Consider the following 22,013-nt stretch of genomic DNA (forward strand, 5'->3'; position numbering starts at 1 on the left):
CTGAAAGCGCTGTTCAGGGTTTACGGAGTTGAATATAACACTTTTCAGTAAGTTTGGCACAAGTTTCGCATTTGTTTGGCTGCGCGCTTGTGGTTTGAGAAGGCAAGTGGCGGCGGTGGAGGCGATCGCACTTTTGACTCTCTCACTCCCCAATTTACTGGTAATCTGATACGTGGTAGGCATAAAAGGGCGATCGTGAGTTTGCTCAATAGTGTCTAATCATGCAACTACGTTATGAAATAGAGGGAACCGTAACAAAATGACAAAAAATATACAGATAACGATCGAAGCAATCGATCATAGATCCCCTCATTTACAAACCGTTATAGCATTAAGCGATGCCAATAAAAAAACTCTTGGCTTGTTACCAAGAGATGCTTTTACAGAATATGCAATCAAGCGCACGATTCTTGTGGCTATTGATCCCGATAAAAATTGTATTGGTTATCTGCTATACCGGAAGGTGATCCGAAAACACGCAATTGTTATTGTTCATCTCTGCATCGCTCCCTCATGGCGTGGCAAAGATGTTGCTAAAAAGCTAGTCAATTACTTAAGTCAAAAAACTCAGGATTTTTATAGGATTGAGCTTAAATGCCGCCGAGACTATGGAATAGACGGGATGTGGTATAAATTAGGCTTTGTTCCCTTAGATGAAAAGACAGGCAAAAGTAAGGATGGTAAACTTCTTACAATTTGGTGGCTAGAACACAATCATCCTACAATATTTTCTTATGCTGCTAATCAGAAGCTTGAATCTAAACTTTGTGCAGTCATCGACACAAGCGTTTTCTTGGAATTGCACGGAAATGAAGAGCTTAAAACTACAGAATCCGACTCTCTACTCGCTGATTGGTTGCAGGATGACTTGGAGTTGTGCATCACTGATGAAATTTTCAAATCAATCAACAGAATAGATGATGCTAAATTAAGAGATAGCAAACGTTACCTCGCTAATAGTTTTACTCAGTTGTTGTATGACAAAACTAGACTTGAAGGTATTTTATATTCTATCGCTCAACTGTTGGTCGGCCAATCTATAACTTTCGACCAAGGTACAATAAATCAATTAGCTATAACTATTGCTTCTGATTCTCCGGTATTTGTAACTCGCAACATAAAAATTTTGAATTTAGCTGATGAGATTTATAAGAAATTTACACTGGAAGTAATTAGCCCAACTAATTTAATTTTAAAATTCGATGATATTCGCAGAAATGTTGAATATCAACCTGTTCGCTTGGCAGGTACATCTATAAAGATGAAACTCATCCAAAAATTTGAACAATTTCGATTAATTGATAGTTTTCATGCTAGTGAAAAGGGCGAAACAGAGGGAGAATTTAAACAACGGCTGCGCCACCTTATTGCTAATCCAGATAAATTTCAATGTTATGTTTTTTTAGAAAATGAAAATACACCCCTTGCTTTAATTGTTTTTGATCGACACCAAACTTACGAACTAAAAGTGAAAATCATGCGAGTTCGTCCAGGCGCTATAGCGGCTACGCTGGCACGGTATTTGATTTTCTATTCTATATCACTCTCAGCCGATGAAAAGCGACAATTTACCAGAATTATTGACCCATATCTGGAAGAAACTGTTTTACAAGCTATTCAAGAAGATGCTTTTGTTCGAGTTAATAATGGGTATTTAAAGGCGAATCTTGCTGTTGCAAAAACATCAACAGAACTATCTAAGTACCTTGCCGAATTAGGTAATATGGAACCAGAATATCATTTTTGCATTCAGCTCGCAGAAACTCTTACTATCAGCGAATCAACTCAAGATATAAAGACTATATCGGAGATAGAACGTCACCTTTGGCCTGCTAAAGTTATTAATGCTGACTTGCCTACATTCATTATTCCTATTCAACCCAGATGGGCAAAAGATTTGTTTGATGAACACTTGGCTAACCAGTGCCTCTGCCTCTTTGAATCTCAAACTGATCTAGCACTCAGACGCGAACTGGTGTACTATAAGGGAAATAATGGCGGTCTAAAACCTGGTGTTATTGGTAGAATTTTATGGTATGTTAGCTCCGACAGAGCATTTACTGGGACACAAGAGGTTAAAGCTTGTTCTAGGTTAGATGAAGTTATCATAGACAAACCTGAAAAACTATATAGACAGTTCCGCCACTTAGGTGTATATGGGTTAAAAGATTTAATGAATCTAGCAAGAGACAAACCAGATGAAGATATTATGGCTATCAGATTTAGCTATACCAAGATTTTTACTAAACGACTGACATTAAATAGGCTTCGGGAAATACTTGAAAATAAAACAACCGTTCAAAGTTTATTTAAGATTTCAAAGGAACAATTCGGTATCATATATAATGAAGGAACCGCGACATAAATAAAGGAGTGTAACCCATGTCAAGTATCTTGCTATTATCTATTCGACCGGAATATGCCAACAAAATATTTGATAGCAATAAGACTGTTGAATTGCGGCGCGTCCGCCCTCGATTATTGAACGAAGGCGATTTGGTATTAATTTACATTTCTTCCCCGACTAAAGCTGTATTCGGTTCATTCAAAGTGGATACTATCATAGAAAAACCAATTGCGGAACTTTGGGAGGAAGTTGAAGATAAAGCGGGCATTTCATCTGAAAAATTTTATGATTATTATCAAGGTACAAAAACAGGTATTGGAATTTTTCTTAAAGATATTCACAGGTTTAGCCAACCAGTAGACTTACACCGTTTAAGAAAAAAGTTGCCTGAGCTTAAACCACCACAAAGTTATCGTTACATCACCGATAAACAGTTGAGAATAGTCTATTCTCTAGGAGAATGTTCGAGATAAATATTTACTACAATAATTTATTAATCAATAGTTGGCAAGAGCAGTATGCTAGCGAAAAAAAAAGCTGAGTTTGTCAGGCTATTTCAGGAATTTGTCAGTTCATATCCCTACACTCCAGATGGGTTACGTCATAGGGTGGCTTACGAGGAGCAGCGTCAGCAGGGACGTAGAAATTTTGAAGCGATCGCTTCTGCTGCTGAGTCTGGAGAGGATGTGACTGAATCCGTAATCTTGCAACTTCTACCTTACCAAGACTCTCCTGCTAATCGACAAAGAGGAGCCTGGGTTCATATTAATCCGTGCATAACACAAGGGTTATTATGGAATTCAAAATTGTATAAAAATTTGTCATTAATAACACCAGTAAGAATTGCCCAATTAATTATCTATTTAGTCTGCTGTTGTAACGACGATCCGAGTCAACTATCTTCTGCCTGTAGAAACTTTTCCGAAGAAATGCCAGCCTCCTTATTCGGCGAGATAGGAATGTTAACACCTATCCTGAATGCTCTCCATCCCGATGACTTTCTTGCGATTAATGACAAGTCAATACAGGTGATTAACTATTTCGCCAATACTTCGTATAGCAAAAAGCTAATAGACTACTCATCTGCTAACTTCACCGGACGCGAGCTCATTGAAGAATTAACTAAAGAAATGCACCAAAATGGCGCTCCCTCTATTCGAGATGACGATCTATTTGATATGTTCTGCCACTGGCTTGTCGAGATAAAAAAATATGACTTTCCTAGTAACGAAGTGCCACTGGTAGATGAGGAAATTATGTTTAAATACGCTGTAGAAGAAGTAAAGTTGCAACCAGAATATCTTTTGAACCAATGTGCCGAAGAAACTGGCTTCACCGAAACCCAACTAGCCCAATGGATACACACCATTAACCGCAAAGGTCAAACCATCATCCAAGGCCCGCCCGGCACTGGAAAAACCTTCCTCGCGCAAAAACTTGCCCAACACTTAATCGGCGGCGGTGACGGTTTCTCAGACACGATCCAATTTCATCCAGCTTATACTTATGAAGACTTTATTCAAGGCCTTCGCCCACAAAGTCAAGATGGGCAATTAACTTATCCAATAGTTCCCGGTAGATTCCTTGAATTTTGCGAAAAAGCCGAAGTCTGTGAAGACACTTGTGTTCTGATTATTGATGAAATTAATCGCGCAAATTTATCTCAAGTCTTTGGCGAGTTAATGTATCTCCTAGATGACCGACAAGATACAAAACGCTTTATTACACTAGCCAGCGGTCAAAAATTCAGAATCCCGACAAATGTCCGCATCATCGGCACAATGAACACCGCAGACCGCTCTATTGCCTTAGTCGATAACGCACTCCGCCGCCGTTTTGCATTCATTCCCATCTATCCCAACTATGAAGTCCTGCGACAGTATCACCAGAGAGAGAAAACGGTTTTCCCAGTCGATCAATTAACTAGGATTCTAGAAAATGTCAATCGGGCAATTAACAACAAACATTATGAATTAGGCATCTCCTTCTTTTTGACAAAAACCTTAGCTGAAGATATCCAAGATATTTGGCAAATGGAAATTGAGCCATATCTCGAAGAATACTTTTTTGATGACCAGGCAAAAATGGATGAATTTCTCTGGGATAAAATCAAAGACAAATTGAGCAATTGAGCATCTAACGCTACCATTACCAAAAATATGCCGTTACAGCATCTATGAAACAATGTGATTGACTTAAGAGAGTCCTAGAGGGAAAACTGTGTGAACAATAGATACTGCGATTGCTTTCCTACGGATCGCTTCGCTAACGTTCCTCGCAATGACAACTACTGACTGAACCGTATTTCTATGAAACGAGAATCACCCCAAATTATCGAACTCACAGAATATCAATTAGCGACCTTTGAGCGAGATGCAATCCCCCAATCAGTAGGAGAGAAAATCTACCATAATTATGCTAAGGAAATAGATATTGAATTTCCCAACCCTAAAACAAAATATAAATGGCAATTAAAGTCTCAAGGCCGAGTTGGCAATATTCCAATTACTCCACAATTTCACATTGTGATCAAACCCAAAGTTCCGATCGCAAATTTATTCGGAATGCTTGAGTATGCCTACGAACTTAAGATAAGTTTTCCGAAAGGACAGATTGAGTGCGAATCTTTGAAACAAGTATATGAACGATTAGCTAACATCCTGGCGCTGAAAATTCTCGAACGCTGTCGCAAAGGATTATATCGCGATTACTTACCAAAAATAGAAAAACTTTCCTATATTCGCGGTCGCATCGATGTCCGGGAAGCTGTGCAAAAACCTTGGGAGGTTAAACTAAAATGTCACTATAACGAACAAACAGGCGATATCGAAGATAATCAAATTCTGGCTTGGACACTTTTCATTATTGGCCGTAGCGGTTTGTGCCGCGAATCTGTCTCATCGAGGGTGCGAAAAGCTTTTCACGCACTCCAAGGATTTGTTACTCTAACATCTTTTAAACCAGAAGCTTGTATCGATCGCACTTATCACCGTCTTAATCAAGATTATCAACTTTTACACGCCCTCTGTCGGTTTTTTTTAGATAACACAGGGCCCAGTCACGAAATGGGCGATCGCGAAATGCTCCCTTTTCTGATCAACATGGCTAGTTTATATGAACAGTTTGTCGCTGAATGGCTCAAGGCTAATACACCAAAAGGCTTCTTTGTCAAGAAAAAACACACGGTCACACATGACCAAAATTACTCCGATCGCATTGACTTACTGCTGTGCGATATAGAAACAGGTAAAGTCCAATACGTCCTCGATACCAAATACAAAGCTCCCGATCGAGCAGACAGTGGAGACCGCCATCAAATAGTTGCCTACGCAAATGCACTAAAGTGTAAAAATGCAATTCTTATCTACCCGGAACACCTCAAACAGCCACTAGACATAAAAAATGGCGATCTGCGAGTTCGCAGTCTAAACTTTTCCCTAAATGACGATCTCAATGAAGCCGGACAAATATTCTTAACCTCTCTACTTCCAAGCACCGTCTCCTATTGGTGACAACTTAAGTAAAGGTACAAATTTTTAAGGCATACAAAAAAATGTAAATAGCTGAAATACTTACAGGCAAAGCAGTTTAGCTCTACTGAAGGAGTAAGGTAGCTAAAGTGCTTTGCTTGTTTACTGCGATCGCTCCCGATCGCCCCCGATCGCCAATGAGATGATTGCCAAAACAGTCTTGATCTAGACCAGATCAATTAATAAGCCGTATAATTAAAACAGGACAAAAAGTAATTATCCAGAAACAACTTCCGTTCCCCAAAAGCACATTGATTCGCGCCGTCATATACGTATTATTACTGCAATGTGACAGTTTCGAGACTGCTAAATAAGCAATCCACAAAAAGCTGTGATCTGGATCAATGCGCGATAAGGAATTTTCCCTAGGGTGCCTCTCTTAATCTCCCTCACTCTACTTAAATCAAAAATATGATGAATTCTCAAGATGTTTTGACGAGTCGTGATGGGTACTTACCCAACCAGGAAACTGATGCACTAAAAACTACCCACGATGTCTGTGTCGATCTTCCATTACATAGTCAGGATATTTCCTCTGTCGAGGACTCTCAAGTCGATCGAACTCCATCTGACTATGTGAGTATCCATCAATGGTTTGAAGCACAGGTTAAGGAGACTCCTGATGCGATCGCCCTTTCATTTCAAGGGCAAGAATTAACCTATGATGCCTTAAATCAACGCGCAAACCAGCTCGCCCATTACCTCCAAGCACTAGGAGTGCAACCGGATGAACTGATTGCTATCTCTATGAATCGCTGCATGGAAATGGTGATTTGCTTTTTGGGGGTGATGAAGGCTGGGGCGGCCTATGTGCCGATCGACCCAGCCTATCCCCACGAACGTCGAGCGTACAAGTTACGAGACGCCGCTGTGCGATTCATTTTGATTCAACAGGATCTGGTTAAATTTTTGCCCGAACACAATGCTCGCGTGATTTGTCCAGATACAGACTGGCACGATATGGCGCCATACAGCACTGAAAATTTGTCTCTGCTGACAACGCCCGAGCATTTGGCTTACGTTATTTACACCTCTGGTTCGACGGGAAATCCCAAGGGTGTAATGATTACTCACCGGGGCATTGTTCACCACAGCAAGGCGATCGCACAAGCATTTAATCTTGGATTGGGCGATCGGGTACTGCAATTCTCTAGCATGAGCTTTGACATCATCATTGAGGAAGTTTTTCCATCCTTGGTAAGTGGTGCAACAATCGTGCTGCGAACTGAAGACTGTATTAGCTCTACTCGCCAATTCCTCGAATTTATTGAGCAAGAACGCATTACTATTCTGGACTTGCCAACTGCTTTTTGGCATGGTCTCGTCAGCGGACTCTCATTGCTAGGTGTTCCTATGTCCCCAGATGTGAGATTGGTGATTGTGGGCGGAGAAAAAGCCTCTCGCGCTCTGTATGCTGAATGGCGACAATTGGTTGGGGAATATCCTCGTTGGCTCAATACCTACGGGCCGACTGAAACTACAGTGACGGCCACCATTTTTGACCCGATCGCTGAAGGCTACGATCTCAGTAGTGAAGCAGACATTCCGATCGGTCGTCCCCTTCCCAACAGCCAAATTTACATTCTGGATGAAAACCTAAATCCTGTGCCCGATGGCGACATTGGAGAACTGTATATTGGCGGCCCAGGGGTTGCGAGGGGATATCTCAACTTGGCAGAACGCACTGCAAGTAAGTTTATTGCTAATCCATTTAGCGATCGACCTGGAGACAAACTTTACATAACAGGGGATACTTGCCGCTATTTACCCAATGGAACGTTGGAGTTTATTGGTCGCATCGATTTTCAAGTAAAAATTCGAGGTTTTCGGATTGAGTTACTAGAGATTGAAACCTATTTGGAACAGTACCCATCTGTGCAGCAAGGTATAGTTTTGGCACGGGAAGATGTACCCGGTGAAAAGCGCTTAGTGGCATATATCATTCCGAAGCCCGGACAACCAATTCAGGTGTCTGAATTGCGTAGTTTTCTACAAACCAAACTACCGGCATACATGATTCCGGCAGCGGTTGTAGTGATGGACTCTTTCCCGATGACGCCCAATGGTAAGGTCGATCGCCGTGGGTTTCCAGAACCTCAGGTTGCCGATCTGGTTACAAATAGTGAAGTTGTGTTGCCTATTGATGGACTAGAAGCTCAACTTGTTCAAATTTGGGAGCAGATACTCAATATTAAGCCGATCGGCACTACGGATAATTTCATGGATTTAGGCGGTACATCCCTGTTAGCCGCTCGCTTAGCTGACAAAATTGACCAAAAGTTCCAGCAGAAAGTCCCACTATCGATTATCTTCCAAGCCCCAACCATCAAGCAACTATCCCAGATTCTACGTCAAGGCGATATCCCCAACCAAAGCCTTTCCCTTGTCGAGATTCAACCGAAAGGTTCTCAGCCACCACTCTTTCTGTTTGAAGGAGTGTCTATTTATCATCCGTTAATTCCATATTTAGGGCTAGATCAGCCGATATATGGCTTAATTGCTGTTGTTAAAGATGGCGTGCACGGGCCAGTCAATCAGGTTGAGGCGATCGCAGACTATTACATCAATGAACTCGTGAAGGTGCAACCAGAAGGCCCCTATTATTTGGGTGGTTTGTCATTTGGAGGTATTGTTGCTTTTGAGGTTGCTCAAAAATTGGCAGCTAAAGGACAGGAAACAGCGTTATTGGTGATGTTTGATTCCATGTTGCCCTCTGCCTACAAGCCCCTACCCATTCAGCAGCGGCTGCGCTTCCATGTCCAAAAAATTGCTAAGCAGGGCGTAGGTTACATCGTCAGTAGTGTCGTCGATAAAATAACGACAGTTACAGACGGAATGACAATGCTGGCCCGCAAGACGATCGGGCGAGACAACAAGGTGAAAGAACCTACAGAGTCAATGTCTTACACCACCGACTATTTGATCAGAGAGAAGATAATTGATCTGGCAGAACGAGCTTACGCGCCAAAACCCTATGCTGGCAAAGTAGTGATGTTTCGAGCACAGGATTCTCAAGATGGCGTAAGTGTCAGTCTCGATCCGGATCTAGGCTGGAAACCTTATCTCAAAGACGGTCTGACCATTTACGATGTACCTGGAGACCATCTCAGTATTTTACTGGAACCCAATGTCGGGGCGATCGGCAATCGAATGAAGCTATTACTGGAGGAGGTAATGGTGTAGCAGTAAAGTTTTTGGCATTCTTAATCGATATTCACACAGGGTTGCATCAAATTAGATAATTCAAAAAAGTAGAACTTCCCTCAATCAAGCCGGAAAAACATTTTTAAACTCTCTATTGCCAAATACTCTACCCTAACTCAATAGGCTTGGCTTAAAGATTTTTTACGAATTTCGTCTCACGATTTCATAGGCAATACAGGCATTTTTAAAAAGTCAGATAGTTCTTAAATGAACCGTATTACGCCTTAATTATTCGCTGTGCCAATATCACCATCTGCCGTTCATTTCACCCACAAAAAAAAGAGGCGCACTCGCGCCTCTCAAATCTTTCATCAAAAAAAGTGGGTGGAAACCCCGTCCTTCGCTCGACGGCTTTACAAAAACATACAACACAGAGCTAATATCACAAAAGACGTGTTAGGCTGTGAAGATATGGAAAAAGCCTATCGCTACCGATTCTATCCCACCAGCGAGCAAGAAAACCTCTTGCGACGGACAATGGGCTGTACCCGGCTAGTGTACAACAAGGCTTTGACTTACCGCACGGAATCTTGGTACGAACGCCAAGAAAGAGTTGGCTACAGCGAAACTTCCTCTATGCTGACGAACTGGAAGAAAGAGGAAGAACTTGATTTCTTGAATGAAGTTAGCTGCGTACCTCTTCAACAAGGCTTGCGCCACCTTCAGACAGCGTTCACCAACTTCTTTGCAGGACGAGCCAAATATCCTAATTTCAAGAAAAAGCATAACGGTGGCAGTGCTGAATTTACCAAATCTGCCTTCCGCTGGAAAAACGGACAGGTATTTTTGGCTAAATGTAACGAGCCACTACCTATCCGCTGGAGCAAACAAATTCCCCAAGGGTGCATTCCGTCTACGATTACAGTGAAATTAACGCCTGCTGGGCTTTGGTTTGTATCCATATTAGTAGACGACTATAAAATCCAACCATTTCCAAAAACAGATAAAACTATCGGATTGGATGTGGGGATTACGAGTTTGATTGCTACTAGCGACGGCGATAAAATCGCCAATCCCAAACACTTTAAGAGACTTCGCAAAAAGTTAAAAAGAAAGCAAAAAACGTTAGCACGCAAGCAAAAGGGAAGCAACAATCGGGAAAAAGCCCGGAGACAGGTGGCAAAAGTCCACGCACAGATAGTCGATGTGCGTAAAGATTTCTTGCACAAGCTAACGACTCAACTCGTTCGTGAAAACCAAACGATTGTAGTTGAGGATTTGGCTGTCAAGAATATGGTGAAAAACCATAAGTTAGCTCTTGCCATCAGCGATGCTAGTTGGGGTGAATTGATTCGCCAGCTAAGTTACAAATGCGATTGGTACGGGCGTGAATTAATAAAAATAGACCGCTGGTTTCCCAGCTCTAAGCGCTGTGGAAACTGCGGTCACATTGTTGAGAAATTGCCGTTGAATATTCGCGAGTGGGAGTGTCCCAAGTGCGGGACAAACCACGATCGTGACATCAATGCTGCAAAGAACATTTTGGCGGCTGGGCTAGCCGTTTCAGTCTGCGGAGCAACTGTAAGACCCGAAGAGAGTAAGTCTCGGAAGGCTGGTGCTATGAAGCAGAAACCCAATTAGCGATGATTGGGAATCCCCGCACCTTCAGGTCGGGGTGGATGTCAAGTCAGAGTTCTAAACACTAACAGCAACTTTTGATTCTTTTGCAGTCAACTTTTCGTAAGTCGCCCGCATCTTCAATCCCACCAATACTTGGAATAAACCAGTTCCATTGTTGGAACCAGGATATTCGCGGTGTTGGAGTAACAGGTGAGTCAACTCGCCTTCGTATTTCGCAGAAGTCTTGCTCAAGTGGCTTTCGATGTAAATCACTTCTTCGAGATTCTCGAACTGACCGTCTACTTCCAAAATCGAGACTTCGTGGCCGTAGAAAGCATCTGGGCCGTAGTACATCTTAATTCCGGGATAGGAACAAGTCAGTTTGCGGCCGCAAGGAATCCAGTTAATTGTCGAACCTTCGTCAAACAAATACGCAGGTTCAAAGTTGGCGATACCTTCGCGCTGGATCATTTGGACGCGCAGAACCTTCCGTTCTTTGTCATCTTTGATCAAGTTAGTCGGCAATACTTGAATTACCACGTCAGCATATTGCTTTTGTGGGTCGATGTACGCTGTGAAATCTGGTTTGCGAGCATTGATCGCAAACAGCACGTCTTCGTAACGGTGGCCCCGTTCCGCCATGTCGCGCTGGATTTTCCAAGCAATTTTTACTTCGTCGCTGATGTCGAGGTAGACGCTGAAGTCGATGAGATTTCTCACTCGCTCGTCGTAAAGGGGGTGCAACCCCTCAATCACAATCACGTGATTCGGCTCTACCCGCTCAGGAGGATCGAGCAGACCGGTTTCGTGGTTGTAAATCGGCTTGTCTATTCCCCGACCTTCTTTGAGCGCTTTCATTTGCTCGGCCATCAGGTCAAAATTGTTCGCTCTGGGGTCAAGGGCGGTAATCCCTGTTTCCTTGCGTTGCTTGCGATCGAGACAATGATAGTCGTCAAGGCAGATTACAGTCACGAAATCCTCCCCGAACAAATCTGTCAATCGGCGCAAAAAAGTAGATTTTCCGCAGCCGGAGTCTCCGGCAACGCCAATTAAAACCACGCGATCCGGCTTACTGGTCATAGTTTCCCTCTAACAAAATCACTGTTTACTAAGTAACTGAAGTCTAGATTCCAAAAAATTTCAGCCCGCAGGTAGCTACAAGCAGGCTTTCTGCGGGTTTGCTACCCCGAGAGGATCGAGGACTAACCAGCATACAGCAGTCAGTTGACTGCCTGTCCGGGAAGACCCAAGCAATCTTCAAGGCAAGAAATTAATACTAACTTTAGTGGTTAATCTTACCAGAATGCGTCCGCCCCCTACAAGCTCAACGTCATTTAGCTAAATCCTACTTTCAGCAAGACAGCATTTAAATTGTATATTTCTTGAGCCGTATTCCCCTCTCCCCCTCTCCCCCTCTCCCCAAATCAGAACGAGTTATCGGGGCAGATCCCCCGATCGGGTAAAATATTGGCAGTACGCAGACAACAATAGCTATAGGTCAACACCTGAATGCAGCCGGGCGAGACCAAGGGCGGCGATCGGCTAATCGGGAATTAGAGGCAGAGCGATCTCAACTTGACACTCCCGCCTGCGCGGCAATGCCCAAAGATTCGCGCGGGCAAATTAGTCCAGGTGGCCTTAAGAAAAAAGTAAATTGAGTCTAACGTCACATTCTCTTTCTTTATAACTCTGTATCGTGAAGGACAAGCAACAAATGTACAGCCCAAGCATATCTGGTGTAGCGGCCAACTCAGAATCAGGCAGCCGCATCTTTGTTTACGAAGTGGAGGGTATGCGTCAGAGCAAAGCAACTGACGAAACAAATCACCCGATTCGCCGTAGCGGCAGCGTGTTTATCTCCGTGCCGTACGATCGCATGAATCAGGAAATGCGCAGAATTGCTCGCATGGGTGGCAAAATCGTCAGCATCCGCCCCTCAAACGGCGCTCCCGAAACTACTAATGGCAAAGTCGCACCAGAAGCAGGGCTACAGAGTCAGAAATCTGGAGAAAAAACTAAGCCCATGACTCAAGCAAAGGAAAAAGTTCAGGTTCCTGTTAACCTCTACAAACCGGCCAATCCCTATATTGGTAAGTGCATCTCTACAGAAGAAATGGTCAGAGAAGGCGGCGACGGCACAGTTCGTCACGTCACTTTCGACATTTCTGGTGGCAATTTGCACTATCTAGAAGGTCAAAGTATCGGGATTATTCCCGATGGAACCGATAAAAACGGTAAACCTCACAAAATTCGACTTTACTCGATCGCCTCTACCCGTCACGGCGACAACCTCGACGACAAAACTGTCTCTTTGTGCGTTCGCCGGCTGGAGTACAATGACCCGAAAAGTGGCGAAAGAGTATTCGGCGTTTGTTCGACTTTTCTCACAGGTTTGGAACCTGGGGCTGATGTCAAAATCACTGGCCCGGTAGGGAAAGAAATGTTGTTACCCGATGACGAAGATGCCACCGTGATTATGATGGCTACTGGTACGGGTATTGCTCCTTTCCGCGCTTATTTGTGGCGGATGTTTAAAGAAAATAATCCTGGTTACAAGTTCAAAGGTTTAGCTTGGCTGTTCTTTGGAGTTGCTTACACTCCCAACATTCTTTATAAAGAAGAATTGGAGCAATTGCAGCGCGAATTCCCCGATAATTTCCGCTTAACTTATGCGATCAGCCGCGAGCAAAAGACTGCTGACGGCGGTAAGATGTATATTCAAAACCGGATTCAAGAGAACGCAGACCAACTGTGGGAATTGGTTCAAAAGCCGAAAACTCACACTTACATCTGTGGTTTGAAGGGCATGGAAGGCGGCATTGATGAGGGAATGTCTGCTGCATCTAGCAAGCACGGCATTGACTGGGCTGGCTATCAAAAACAGTTGAAGAAAGAGCATCGCTGGCACGTTGAAACTTATTAATGTGTAAAGTGATTTAATCTGATTTGTAGGGCGGGCTTAGGCTTGCCCTATTTTTTTAAGAAAGAGTTTTTAGCCCACATTCCGCAGTTCTGGCTTTGATGATTAAGGTTTTTCATATATTCACTGTATGAAAAACATCTGCGCCTACCTTTTCTACTTTTGGTATCATTATTGTCAGATTTTTGAGATATACAAGAATTTTGAATTTACAGATATTTCCTAATATATTCATTTGTGGAATCTTTGAGCTAATTTGCCATAAATTAGATATCACAATTCCTGCAACATGATTTTTGCCTTGCTAATTATTGGGATTTATTCAACTATATTCTCAGGTTTATTTTCATCCTTATCCATCTTCAACTATTAAAAAATATTCACTGCAAACGTTTCCTAAATAATTCAATATATCCCAATACGGTTTACTTAGAATAGTCCGAAGAGAGGAACGTTAGCTTTCGCGATCCGAAGGAAAGCAATCTCCGTATCTATTTCTCATAGGGTTTTACCCTCAGGGCGGTCTTAAGTAAACGGTATTGCAATATATCCTGTTTTTTGTTAAGTTGCTCACCTGTTCGGCTCCATTTAGATTGACTAAGTGTACGGCTTAAAACATCTGAAATACCGACCGTATTGTCGGTTTATTTGTTGATTTCTTAACCTAATTTCTCATACTAGAGCGTCGGTACAGTAGAATATTTTGACAAAAAGAACGAAATATGTATTATGTAGGGGTTCTCGCATGAGGGCGACAGTAGATCGCGATCGCCAACCATTTTTTTGTCCTCATGCAACGCCGGGCCAAGGTCTACATCAACATACATACTATGCCGAGGAGTGTCAATTTCTTTTACTGAACCGACGCCCTAGTATTCCTAAATAGCCTAAATTTAGGACTGTTATCGCTCCTTCATCACTCTCAGACAGTAAAAATATGACCATAATTTGATAATGCTTATCTAGTATGGCTTTGTGGAGCGATTTTCTAACACCTTCCTTTGTTGGGATCGTTTGGGAAGAGATCCTTTGCTGTCGTGTCTTCGAGAATTTACTCTCATGAAAGTGACGAAAGAGCGTTATGGCTCCTTGAGGATCATTCATGGTTTTTACCTCTTTTATCCTGACTCAATATTTTTTAACCAAAAAAGCCTGAAATGCTTGCTGGATAAATATTTCAGGCTTGAATATTTCAACTTGACAACCATCAATTCTGTTTAAATATCTGCGGAATCTGGGCTATAATTAATGACAACTGTCAACTGTCAACTATCAACTGTCAACTGACTAAACTCCAGCAGCAGTAAAAGCTGCCCAGTGATAAGGATTGGCAAAAGGACAGGGTTTGCGGTTGCGAATTTGCTGTAAAGATGCTTCAGCAATCAGGCGAGAACTTTGTGAAAGCCGATCGAACATTTGCGAAATTTGAGGCTGAAAATCCGCCAGCAACACCTCCAATTCCTCGCCTGTCAAATCCCGCAGCCACCTTTGAGCCTCCGCAAGCGATCGCGCCACATCTCCCACTTGCAATCGAGGAAAACGCCCGAGATTTTCATAAAACTTGCTCGTCAGCAGCAGCGTTGAAACATCATTCACTTTCCACAGGCTGCTGACAACACTAGATGTGCCAGCATACAACAAACCCGCGGACAAACCGACAAAATCTTCAGTACCGCTGACTGAGCCTGCTGCAATTTCGCAAGCCGATAAAGTAACTAAAAAGTATTGCCGACAATCGAAATTAAAAATTTCCTCCAAAGTCATAGTATCATTTCTCACAAATACGCCTGATTTGAGCGGGAAAGCGAAATCAAGCACGCTCAAACAAGCAAAGTGAGCGCATTTTTTCTGCTGCACTTGTCCTATTTTCGCGGATGAATTCCCATCATTTACAGATATCGATCGAGAAAAAGCCTCTTTAATTGCTGGCTTCTGCCGCAAAATTTCTGTACTGGAAAAACACTGGGAAATATTGCCGATTTCCAGGTTGCTGTAAAGCGCATCTCTGCTGAAAGTGGGAACTGCCAACAGGTGCTGCAAATTCGGTCTGTAGCGGCCGATAGCTGCGCTGCGCGCGATTTGTCTCAACCGCAATAGCTGGCAGCTAGGAGCATAGCGAATTCCTCCGGCAAATCGATCGATCAAATAAGCAGGAGGAGGTGAAATTTCCCCAAAGGACGAACTGTGAGAAAAATCCGAACTGTTGTGCGTATCCAACAGATCGAAACCGCTGCGATCGCCGCCATGAGACCTGAAAATTGCCCCGGTGTCCTCCAACCCGTCTCTCACCCCCAAAGGCAAAGCATGGAGCGGCAAAGCGTGCAAAAATCGGTGCGGCACCACAATTAGCCGATCGCAATTTTCCGGAATCAGCGCCACCACTCGATCGATTTCCAACAGCGCGGCCAAGCGTTTGAGGCGAGCCGGGAGATGATTGATCCAGCGACCTTTTTGCTCGGAATAAGCGCTGAGGTACTCTCCGGCCCAAGTTTCGGCAGCTAAAGCATTTCCCGCGGCACAGAGGTGAACGGCGGGATATTCTGCACTCTTCACCACCACAAAAGCCACTACCAAATCCTCCAAACTCGCCCACACCACAGCAGCACAATTGGCATCAGGCAACAATTGGCGAATTTGCTCGAAAGTAATGGGTTCAACTTTGCGAGCTAAGCTGAAGAAAGGGTCGTTTGCCTGCACCTCGCGCGCAATCAACCCATCAAACTGCCGCCACAATTGATTTAAGTGCATAAAATCGGAGTTCGGCATCAGAGAACCGCTGTTCAAACCAGGGCTGTCGCCCTCAGAAATCAAGCTAGTGCTGGGTTCGGGTTGTCGCTGTTGTTGCTGCCGCTGTTCCCTTGCTATTTCCAGTTGCAATGACTCCAACTCGCTGCGTACCGCTGCCGGAATGTCGCCTTTTGGGGTCAGGGGGGATTTAACCAGGAGTTCTACCAAATTCCGATTTTTGTGGCGTTCAGCGTATTCCAGGGCTTTAGCGTAATATTCCGGCTGGCCCGGGCCGAGTTCTAGGCAAACTTGTACGAGGGATTTATAGAGTCCTCTCCAGGTGCTGACTAATTTGGCTTTTGAGTTACTTCCCCGATCGCCCAAATCGGCCGCATCAACCCCAACTTCGCTCCGCAAGAACTCCACAGTATCGACAGCAGTAGTAAAAACGCCGTAGGCGCGCAGCAACTCGCCTCGCCTTCGGTAAGCTTCACCCAAATAAAATAAAATTTGTGCCCAACGGTGGGGATAGGTTTCGCGAGTGTAGATTTGGCCGGCACTGTGATAGCAGGCGATCGCGCTTTCGATGCGAGACGAGTTTTCCGTCTCCGTCAGTTCCGAAAAAGCTCGGCCCAGATAAATTTGCAGCATGGCCCAGCGGTGGGGAGATCCGTGTTTGGTGTAGACTTGGGCTGCATTTTGATAACAGGCGATCGCGCTTTTGAGATTGCGGTTTTTTTCGCCTTTCACGTGTTGGCTGAAAGCGCGTCCGAGGTAGGCACAGAGCATTGCCCAGCGTTCGGGAGTTTTTTGGCGGTTGCAAAAGAGCAAAGCATTTTGATAGCAGGCGATCGCCATTTCCAGATTTTCCGCTTTTTCCCCTTTCACCCGCAGACTGTAGATCCTGCCGAGGTAAGTTTGGATCGAACCCCAGGCTTCGGGAAATTTGATGCGAGTGTAGACTTGCAAAGAATTTTGAAAGCAGGTGAGTGCCATTTCCAGATTTTCGACTCCTTCGCCCTTAATTCGATCGATAAACACCCGGCCCAAATTCCTTTGAGTCGTCGCCCATTGCAGCGGAAAAGCTTCCTTAGTCCGCACTTGCAAAGCTCTCTGGTAGCAGTTGACAGCGTATTCGAGATTTTCTGCCCGATTCCCCCGCAGGAAATCATAGTAAGCATTTGCTAAATTATTTTGAGTCGTCGCCCAGCGCCGGGGAAACATCTTGCGGTTGTAGACTTGCAAGGCATTGTGGTAGCAAACGACTGCCTGTTCGAGATTTTGGGCTTTGTCACCGCGCAGTCGGCGGCTGTAAGCGCGGCCGAGATTGTTTTGAGTGCTTGCCCAATCTCCTCCGAAACCCTCGCGGTTGCGAACTTGTAGGGCGTTTTGATAGCAGGCGATCGCAATTTCGAGATTTTCGGCCGCATCTCCCCTGAGGCGCTCGCTATAAGCGTTTCCCAGATTGTTTTGCAGCGTCGCCCACTGTTCCGGGTACTGTTCGCGAGTTCGCACTTGCAGGGCATTAGCAAAGCAAGCAATGGCTTGTTCGATATTTTGAGCCTTATCGCCTTTGGGGCGATCGGTATAAGCATTGCCCAGATTATTTTGCATGACTGCCCACTCTTGGGGAAAGTCTTTGCGGGTAAACACCTTAGCCACGGTTTCGTAACCGGCGATTTCGATTTCCAAGTTATTCGCCTTGCTACCGAGGGGAAACCGCCCAATTTTGTTGCTCAGATTGCCAATTAGGGCCGCAATGCGCCTCGCCTCTGATTCTGGGGCAGTAGGGAGTACCAAAGTTGCCCAGCGGCGCAGCAAATCTGCGAAATTCTGGTCTAGTTTGTCTAAATTGTTTCTCAGCAGCGCGTACACGTGCTGCGAATCAGGGTTGCGCGCCACTGCTTGCAATACTTCTGCTAAAAAAGCCAGATATGCTGCCCCGGTTCCGGGCAATTTAGCATTGCTCTTAGCAGATTCTAAGGGTGCGATCGTCCTTTGAAAGAATTTTGCAGCTTTGAGCAAGCTGTCTCGTGTCAGTGCCGGCTCTTCCAAGTAAAGCATTTGCACAAACTCAAAGTCGATCGACTTTGAGTCAGTCCTCAAAATCAAATCTATTCCTGAGTCCACAGGATTTTCCAGCAGCGCTCGGAGCATATTAACATCAGTTTCGCGACGCTGTTCGTCCATCGTGCATTCCGCCGAACTATTAACGATAGGATTGCTGCTTCTGTGCAGCCAATGAAATTAGGAACTGTTTCAATTTGGCTCTCGAACCGGAGGTAGGAGTCTCCGACGGATTATAGACCTTAAAGGATGAAATCAGTTAAACCAGGATTCACAAGTGGCAACAGACAGGCTGATAGCGAGATTAGCACCTACAATCACTAATAGTATTATTGTGCCCGTTGTCTTTAGCCAAATTCCGGTCTAATGCGTCGTCAGTGTTTCGGGGCGGGTTTCACAGACAATATTCGAGTAGAGGATAAAACTCAATTTTATCTTGAGATATTTTTTGTGTCGATCGGCATTCAAAAGCGGTTAAAAATTCCCAACCGGGAGTCTATTAACTTTAAGACTTATCTAGAAGTATTAAAAAAACCCGGTTTTTGCAGCATACACATCGTCACAGCGCAGTGTATTTGCCTAAAAAACTGGTTTCCGGGCAAGTCCTAAACTGGATAAAACCCGCCCCGACAGACTTGCAGCGGGGCGGGTTTACTTTTACCCTGATAGGGACTGATATCATGTCCGGTCGATTACCATAACAAAAACGGTTTGTAGTGCGCCCGAAAGTCCGCTCTGATGCTGCGGACTTCAGTCCGCACTACGAACGCATCTGATTGCGATGATCGAACACGACAGGAGGCTAAGAAACCGGGTTTCTCAGGAATAGCGCCTCTGCATATTGCGCCAGTTGCAGCGCTACAGCTCACAAAAATCAACCCAGTAGATTTTAGTGTACCGCTTGAGAGCGCAACGCTTCCTCAACGGCAAGCAAAGCCCGATCGACTTCAGCAGCAGAAACAATTAGAGGTGGAACAAACCTCAACACCTTCGGCCCGGCGGGAACCAACAGCACACCAGCGGCGATCGCAGATTTAACAATATCAGCCGATGTCAGTGCAATATCAGCCTGCAATTCCAGCCCGACAATCAAGCCCCAGCCCCGCACCTCAGCAATCAAATTCGGATATGCAGCCGCCAGTTGGTTGAGGCCAGCTTTCAACTGTGCTCCGCGCTGTTGGACGTTTTCCAGCAGGTTTTCCCGTTCTAAAGTTTGGCACACGCACAAAGCGACAGCACAAGCAAAAGGATTGCCGCCAAAAGTGCTCGCGTGACTTCCCGGTTCAAACACATCGCAGTGAGACTTGCACAGCATAGCGCCGATCGGAATACCGCCGCCCAATCCCTTCGCAGAGGTAAAGATATCCGGTTCAATACCGAGATTTTCGTAACCCCAATATTTACCGCTGCGTCCCATCCCGACTTGCACTTCGTCGAGAATTAGCAAAATGCCTTTTTCGTCGCAAATTTCCCGAATCCGTTGGAAATAGGCGATATCTCCGGGACGAACTCCCCCTTCACCTTGCAGCGCTTCCAGCATAATTGCAGCTACTTGGCGTTCGTCTTTGTCGAGTTGCTCGATCGCCAGTTCGATCGCACTAATATCATTGTAAGGAACATAGTGAAATCCAGGAACCAACGGACTAAAACCCTTCTGATATTTAGGTTGTCCCGTCGCCGTAATCGTCGCCAAAGTCCGCCCGTGGAAACTAGCAACAGCAGTAATTATGGTCGGATTCGAGATATTTAATTGTTCGTGGGCGTACTTGCGCGCCAGTTTAATCGCCGCTTCATTAGCTTCCGCACCCGAGTTGCAAAAGAAAGCTCTGTCCGCGCAAGAATGATCTACAAGCCACTTTGCCAGCTCGCCCTGTACGGGGATGTAGTAAAGATTAGAAACGTGGTGCAGCGTCTGAATTTGCTGAGTTACCGCTGCCACCATCGCCGGATGGGCGTGTCCCAGAGTGCAGGTAGCAATACCCGCCACAAAATCGAGATATTCGCGGCCCTCGGTATCCCAAACGCGACAGCCGAGGCCTCGTTCCAGGGCGATCGCAAAACGCCCGTAAGTAGTCATTACATAACTGTCGAAGCCCTCAGAACTGAACAAACTGGCTTCGGCTTGCACGCTTGGTTCTTTTAGTAAGGTTTCTGGACTCACGAATCGCTCCTTAACACATAATATGTAGAACTAGATTGTACGGTAAAAATCCAGCTTCGCGTTGCAGGCTGTTAATTTTGTCATAAAATTGTAACAGTAACAGCAATAAATCCCTCACAAATCTACTGATGAGTTATTACATTTCTCCTAACTTTCTCGATAAAGTTGCGGTGCACGTCACTAAGAACTTTTTAAATTTGCCTGGGGTAAGAGTTCCCCTAATTTTGGGAATTCACGGCCGCAAAGGAGAAGGTAAAACATTTCAAGCCGAACTGGTTTTTCGGCGAATGGGCTTTGAACCGGTGATGATATCTGGTGGAGAATTAGAAAGTCCCGATGCCGGAGATCCGGCGCGTTTAATTCGTTTGCGCTACCGCGAAGCTGCGGAGCAAATTCGAGTGCGGGGCGAGATGTGTGCAATTTTTATTAACGATTTGGATGCCGGTGCTGGCAGGTTCGATACTACGACTCAATATACTGTAAATACTCAGATGGTCAATGCCACTCTGATGAATATTGCGGACAATCCCACTAACGTGCAGTTACCGGGAAGTTATGACAGCACGCCACTGCACCGAGTGCCGATTATTGTCACCGGAAATGACTTTGCTACGCTTTACGCGCCGCTGATTCGCGACGGGCGGATGGAAAAGTTTTATTGGGAACCCAGCCGGGATGATAAAATTGGGATTGTCAGCGGAATTTTTGAGTCTGACAATTTGTCACAAACCGAGATAGTGGGTTTGGTAGATAATTTTGCAGATCAGGCGATCGACTTTTTTAGCGCTTTGCGATCGCGCATTTACGACGAACAAATCCGCGAATTCATCCACAAGATAGGAATCGAGCAAGTTTCCAAGCGTTTAGTCAACACTCTGGAAGCACAGCCAGATTTCCCGAACCCTAATTTCAGCCTCGCTCATTTATTAGAAATGGGTAGTTCAATGGTTGGTCAACAAAAGCGGGTACAGGAAATGCGCTTGGTAGATGAATACAACCAATCACGGCTGTTTAACGTTCCTGGAACTGTCAATGTCCCGGCTGTGGCGCCAACACAAAATCAACAAAACGACCCCTCATCGAAATATTATAAGGCTTATGTCGAGCCAACTTCAACTATTAGTAACAGTAAAGCTGCGCGGCTGAGCGGCGAGGTATTGGAACAAGTGCAACAGTTATTAGCAAGGGGCTGCAAAATAGGGATGGAATATGCAGACAATCGCCGATTTAAAACAGGTTCCTGGCAAAGTTGTGCGACAATTAAAACGGCACAGGAAAAAGATGTGGTTGCATCTTTAGAAACTTGCTTGGCGGAACACGGCGGGGAATACGTGCGGCTGATTGGTATCGATCCAAAAGTCAAGCGCCGGGTAGTTGAAACAATTATTCAGCGGCCACAGTAGGCTGTGCTTCGGGGCACCTTACAAATTCAAGAAGACTTGGCGGTTGAAACCGCGTCTATACAAGCAAAACCCGCCTTCGCGGGTTGAAGAGTGG

The 22,013-nt window shown here is 44.8% G+C and carries 13 protein-coding genes; 10 read left to right on the top strand and 3 right to left on the bottom strand.

All coding sequences use genetic code 11. The features are described 5' to 3' along the window. Positions 1-28 precede the first annotated feature (28 nt). The 7 genes from JGK11_RS01890 (at position 29) to JGK11_RS01920 (ending at position 10,662) form a co-directional block, all read left to right on the top strand. Positions 29-169 (top strand): hypothetical protein, encoded by a 141-nt coding sequence (locus JGK11_RS01890; protein WP_293202694.1) that lies wholly within the window; start codon positions 29-31, stop codon positions 167-169. A 90-nt stretch (positions 170-259) separates the two neighbouring features. Beyond that, entirely contained in the window at positions 260-2,365 is a 2,106-nt protein-coding gene (locus JGK11_RS01895; protein ID WP_293189294.1) for a GNAT family N-acetyltransferase, read from the top strand. A 17-nt stretch (positions 2,366-2,382) separates the two neighbouring features. Further along, positions 2,383-2,820 carry an ASCH domain-containing protein gene (locus JGK11_RS01900; RefSeq protein WP_293189296.1) on the top strand — a complete coding sequence of 146 codons (438 nt, stop codon included), beginning with the start codon at positions 2,383-2,385 and terminating at the stop codon, positions 2,818-2,820. A gap of 45 nt (positions 2,821-2,865) precedes the next feature. Further along, the gene (locus tag JGK11_RS01905) at positions 2,866-4,479 is read left to right on the top strand and encodes an AAA family ATPase (protein ID WP_293189298.1); all 1,614 of its coding nucleotides are present in this window, start codon (positions 2,866-2,868) and stop codon (positions 4,477-4,479) included. A gap of 177 nt (positions 4,480-4,656) precedes the next feature. Then, positions 4,657-5,859 carry a restriction endonuclease gene (locus JGK11_RS01910; RefSeq protein ID WP_293189300.1) on the top strand — a complete coding sequence of 401 codons (1,203 nt, stop codon included), beginning with the start codon at positions 4,657-4,659 and terminating at the stop codon, positions 5,857-5,859. A gap of 429 nt (positions 5,860-6,288) precedes the next feature. Beyond that, on the top strand, positions 6,289-9,060 hold the full coding sequence (locus JGK11_RS01915) for an amino acid adenylation domain-containing protein (protein ID WP_293210376.1): 2,772 nt from the start codon (positions 6,289-6,291) through the stop codon (positions 9,058-9,060). A 432-nt stretch (positions 9,061-9,492) separates the two neighbouring features. Next, positions 9,493-10,662, top strand: a complete 1,170-nt coding sequence (locus JGK11_RS01920; RefSeq protein ID WP_293174389.1) for an RNA-guided endonuclease TnpB family protein — start codon at positions 9,493-9,495, stop codon at positions 10,660-10,662. A gap of 54 nt (positions 10,663-10,716) precedes the next feature. On the opposite strand, the gene JGK11_RS01925 is transcribed toward JGK11_RS01920, so the two are convergent. Then, on the bottom strand, positions 10,717-11,721 hold the full coding sequence (locus tag JGK11_RS01925) for a phosphoribulokinase (RefSeq protein WP_293174286.1): 1,005 nt from the start codon (positions 11,719-11,721) through the stop codon (positions 10,717-10,719). 634 nt (positions 11,722-12,355) lie between these two features. On the opposite strand from JGK11_RS01925, the gene petH reads away from it, so the two are divergent. After that, positions 12,356-13,564 (top strand): ferredoxin--NADP reductase, encoded by a 1,209-nt coding sequence (gene petH / locus JGK11_RS01930; protein WP_293174283.1) that lies wholly within the window; start codon positions 12,356-12,358, stop codon positions 13,562-13,564. Between the two features lie 1,284 nt (positions 13,565-14,848). Here petH and JGK11_RS01935 read toward each other — a convergent pair. Continuing rightward, entirely contained in the window at positions 14,849-18,478 is a 3,630-nt protein-coding gene (locus JGK11_RS01935) for a CHAT domain-containing protein (protein ID WP_293174280.1), read from the bottom strand. A gap of 243 nt (positions 18,479-18,721) precedes the next feature. On the opposite strand from JGK11_RS01935, the gene JGK11_RS01940 reads away from it, so the two are divergent. Further along, entirely contained in the window at positions 18,722-18,964 is a 243-nt protein-coding gene (locus JGK11_RS01940) for a hypothetical protein (protein WP_293174278.1), read from the top strand. A gap of 280 nt (positions 18,965-19,244) precedes the next feature. Here the strand turns inward: JGK11_RS01940 and JGK11_RS01945 are convergent, their stop codons facing one another. Then, positions 19,245-20,516: an aspartate aminotransferase family protein gene (locus JGK11_RS01945; protein WP_293174276.1), complete on the bottom strand. Its 1,272-nt coding sequence runs from the start codon at positions 20,514-20,516 to the stop codon at positions 19,245-19,247. 128 nt (positions 20,517-20,644) lie between these two features. Here JGK11_RS01945 and JGK11_RS01950 point away from each other — a divergent pair, with 128 nt between their 5' ends. Next, positions 20,645-21,919: a ribulose bisphosphate carboxylase small subunit gene (locus JGK11_RS01950; RefSeq protein ID WP_293174274.1), complete on the top strand. Its 1,275-nt coding sequence runs from the start codon at positions 20,645-20,647 to the stop codon at positions 21,917-21,919. The last annotated feature ends 94 nt before the right edge of the window (positions 21,920-22,013 follow it).

It is taken from the genome of Microcoleus sp. PH2017_34_RAT_O_A, assembly GCF_020737885.1.
GTDB lineage: Bacteria > Cyanobacteriota > Cyanobacteriia > Cyanobacteriales > Microcoleaceae > Microcoleus.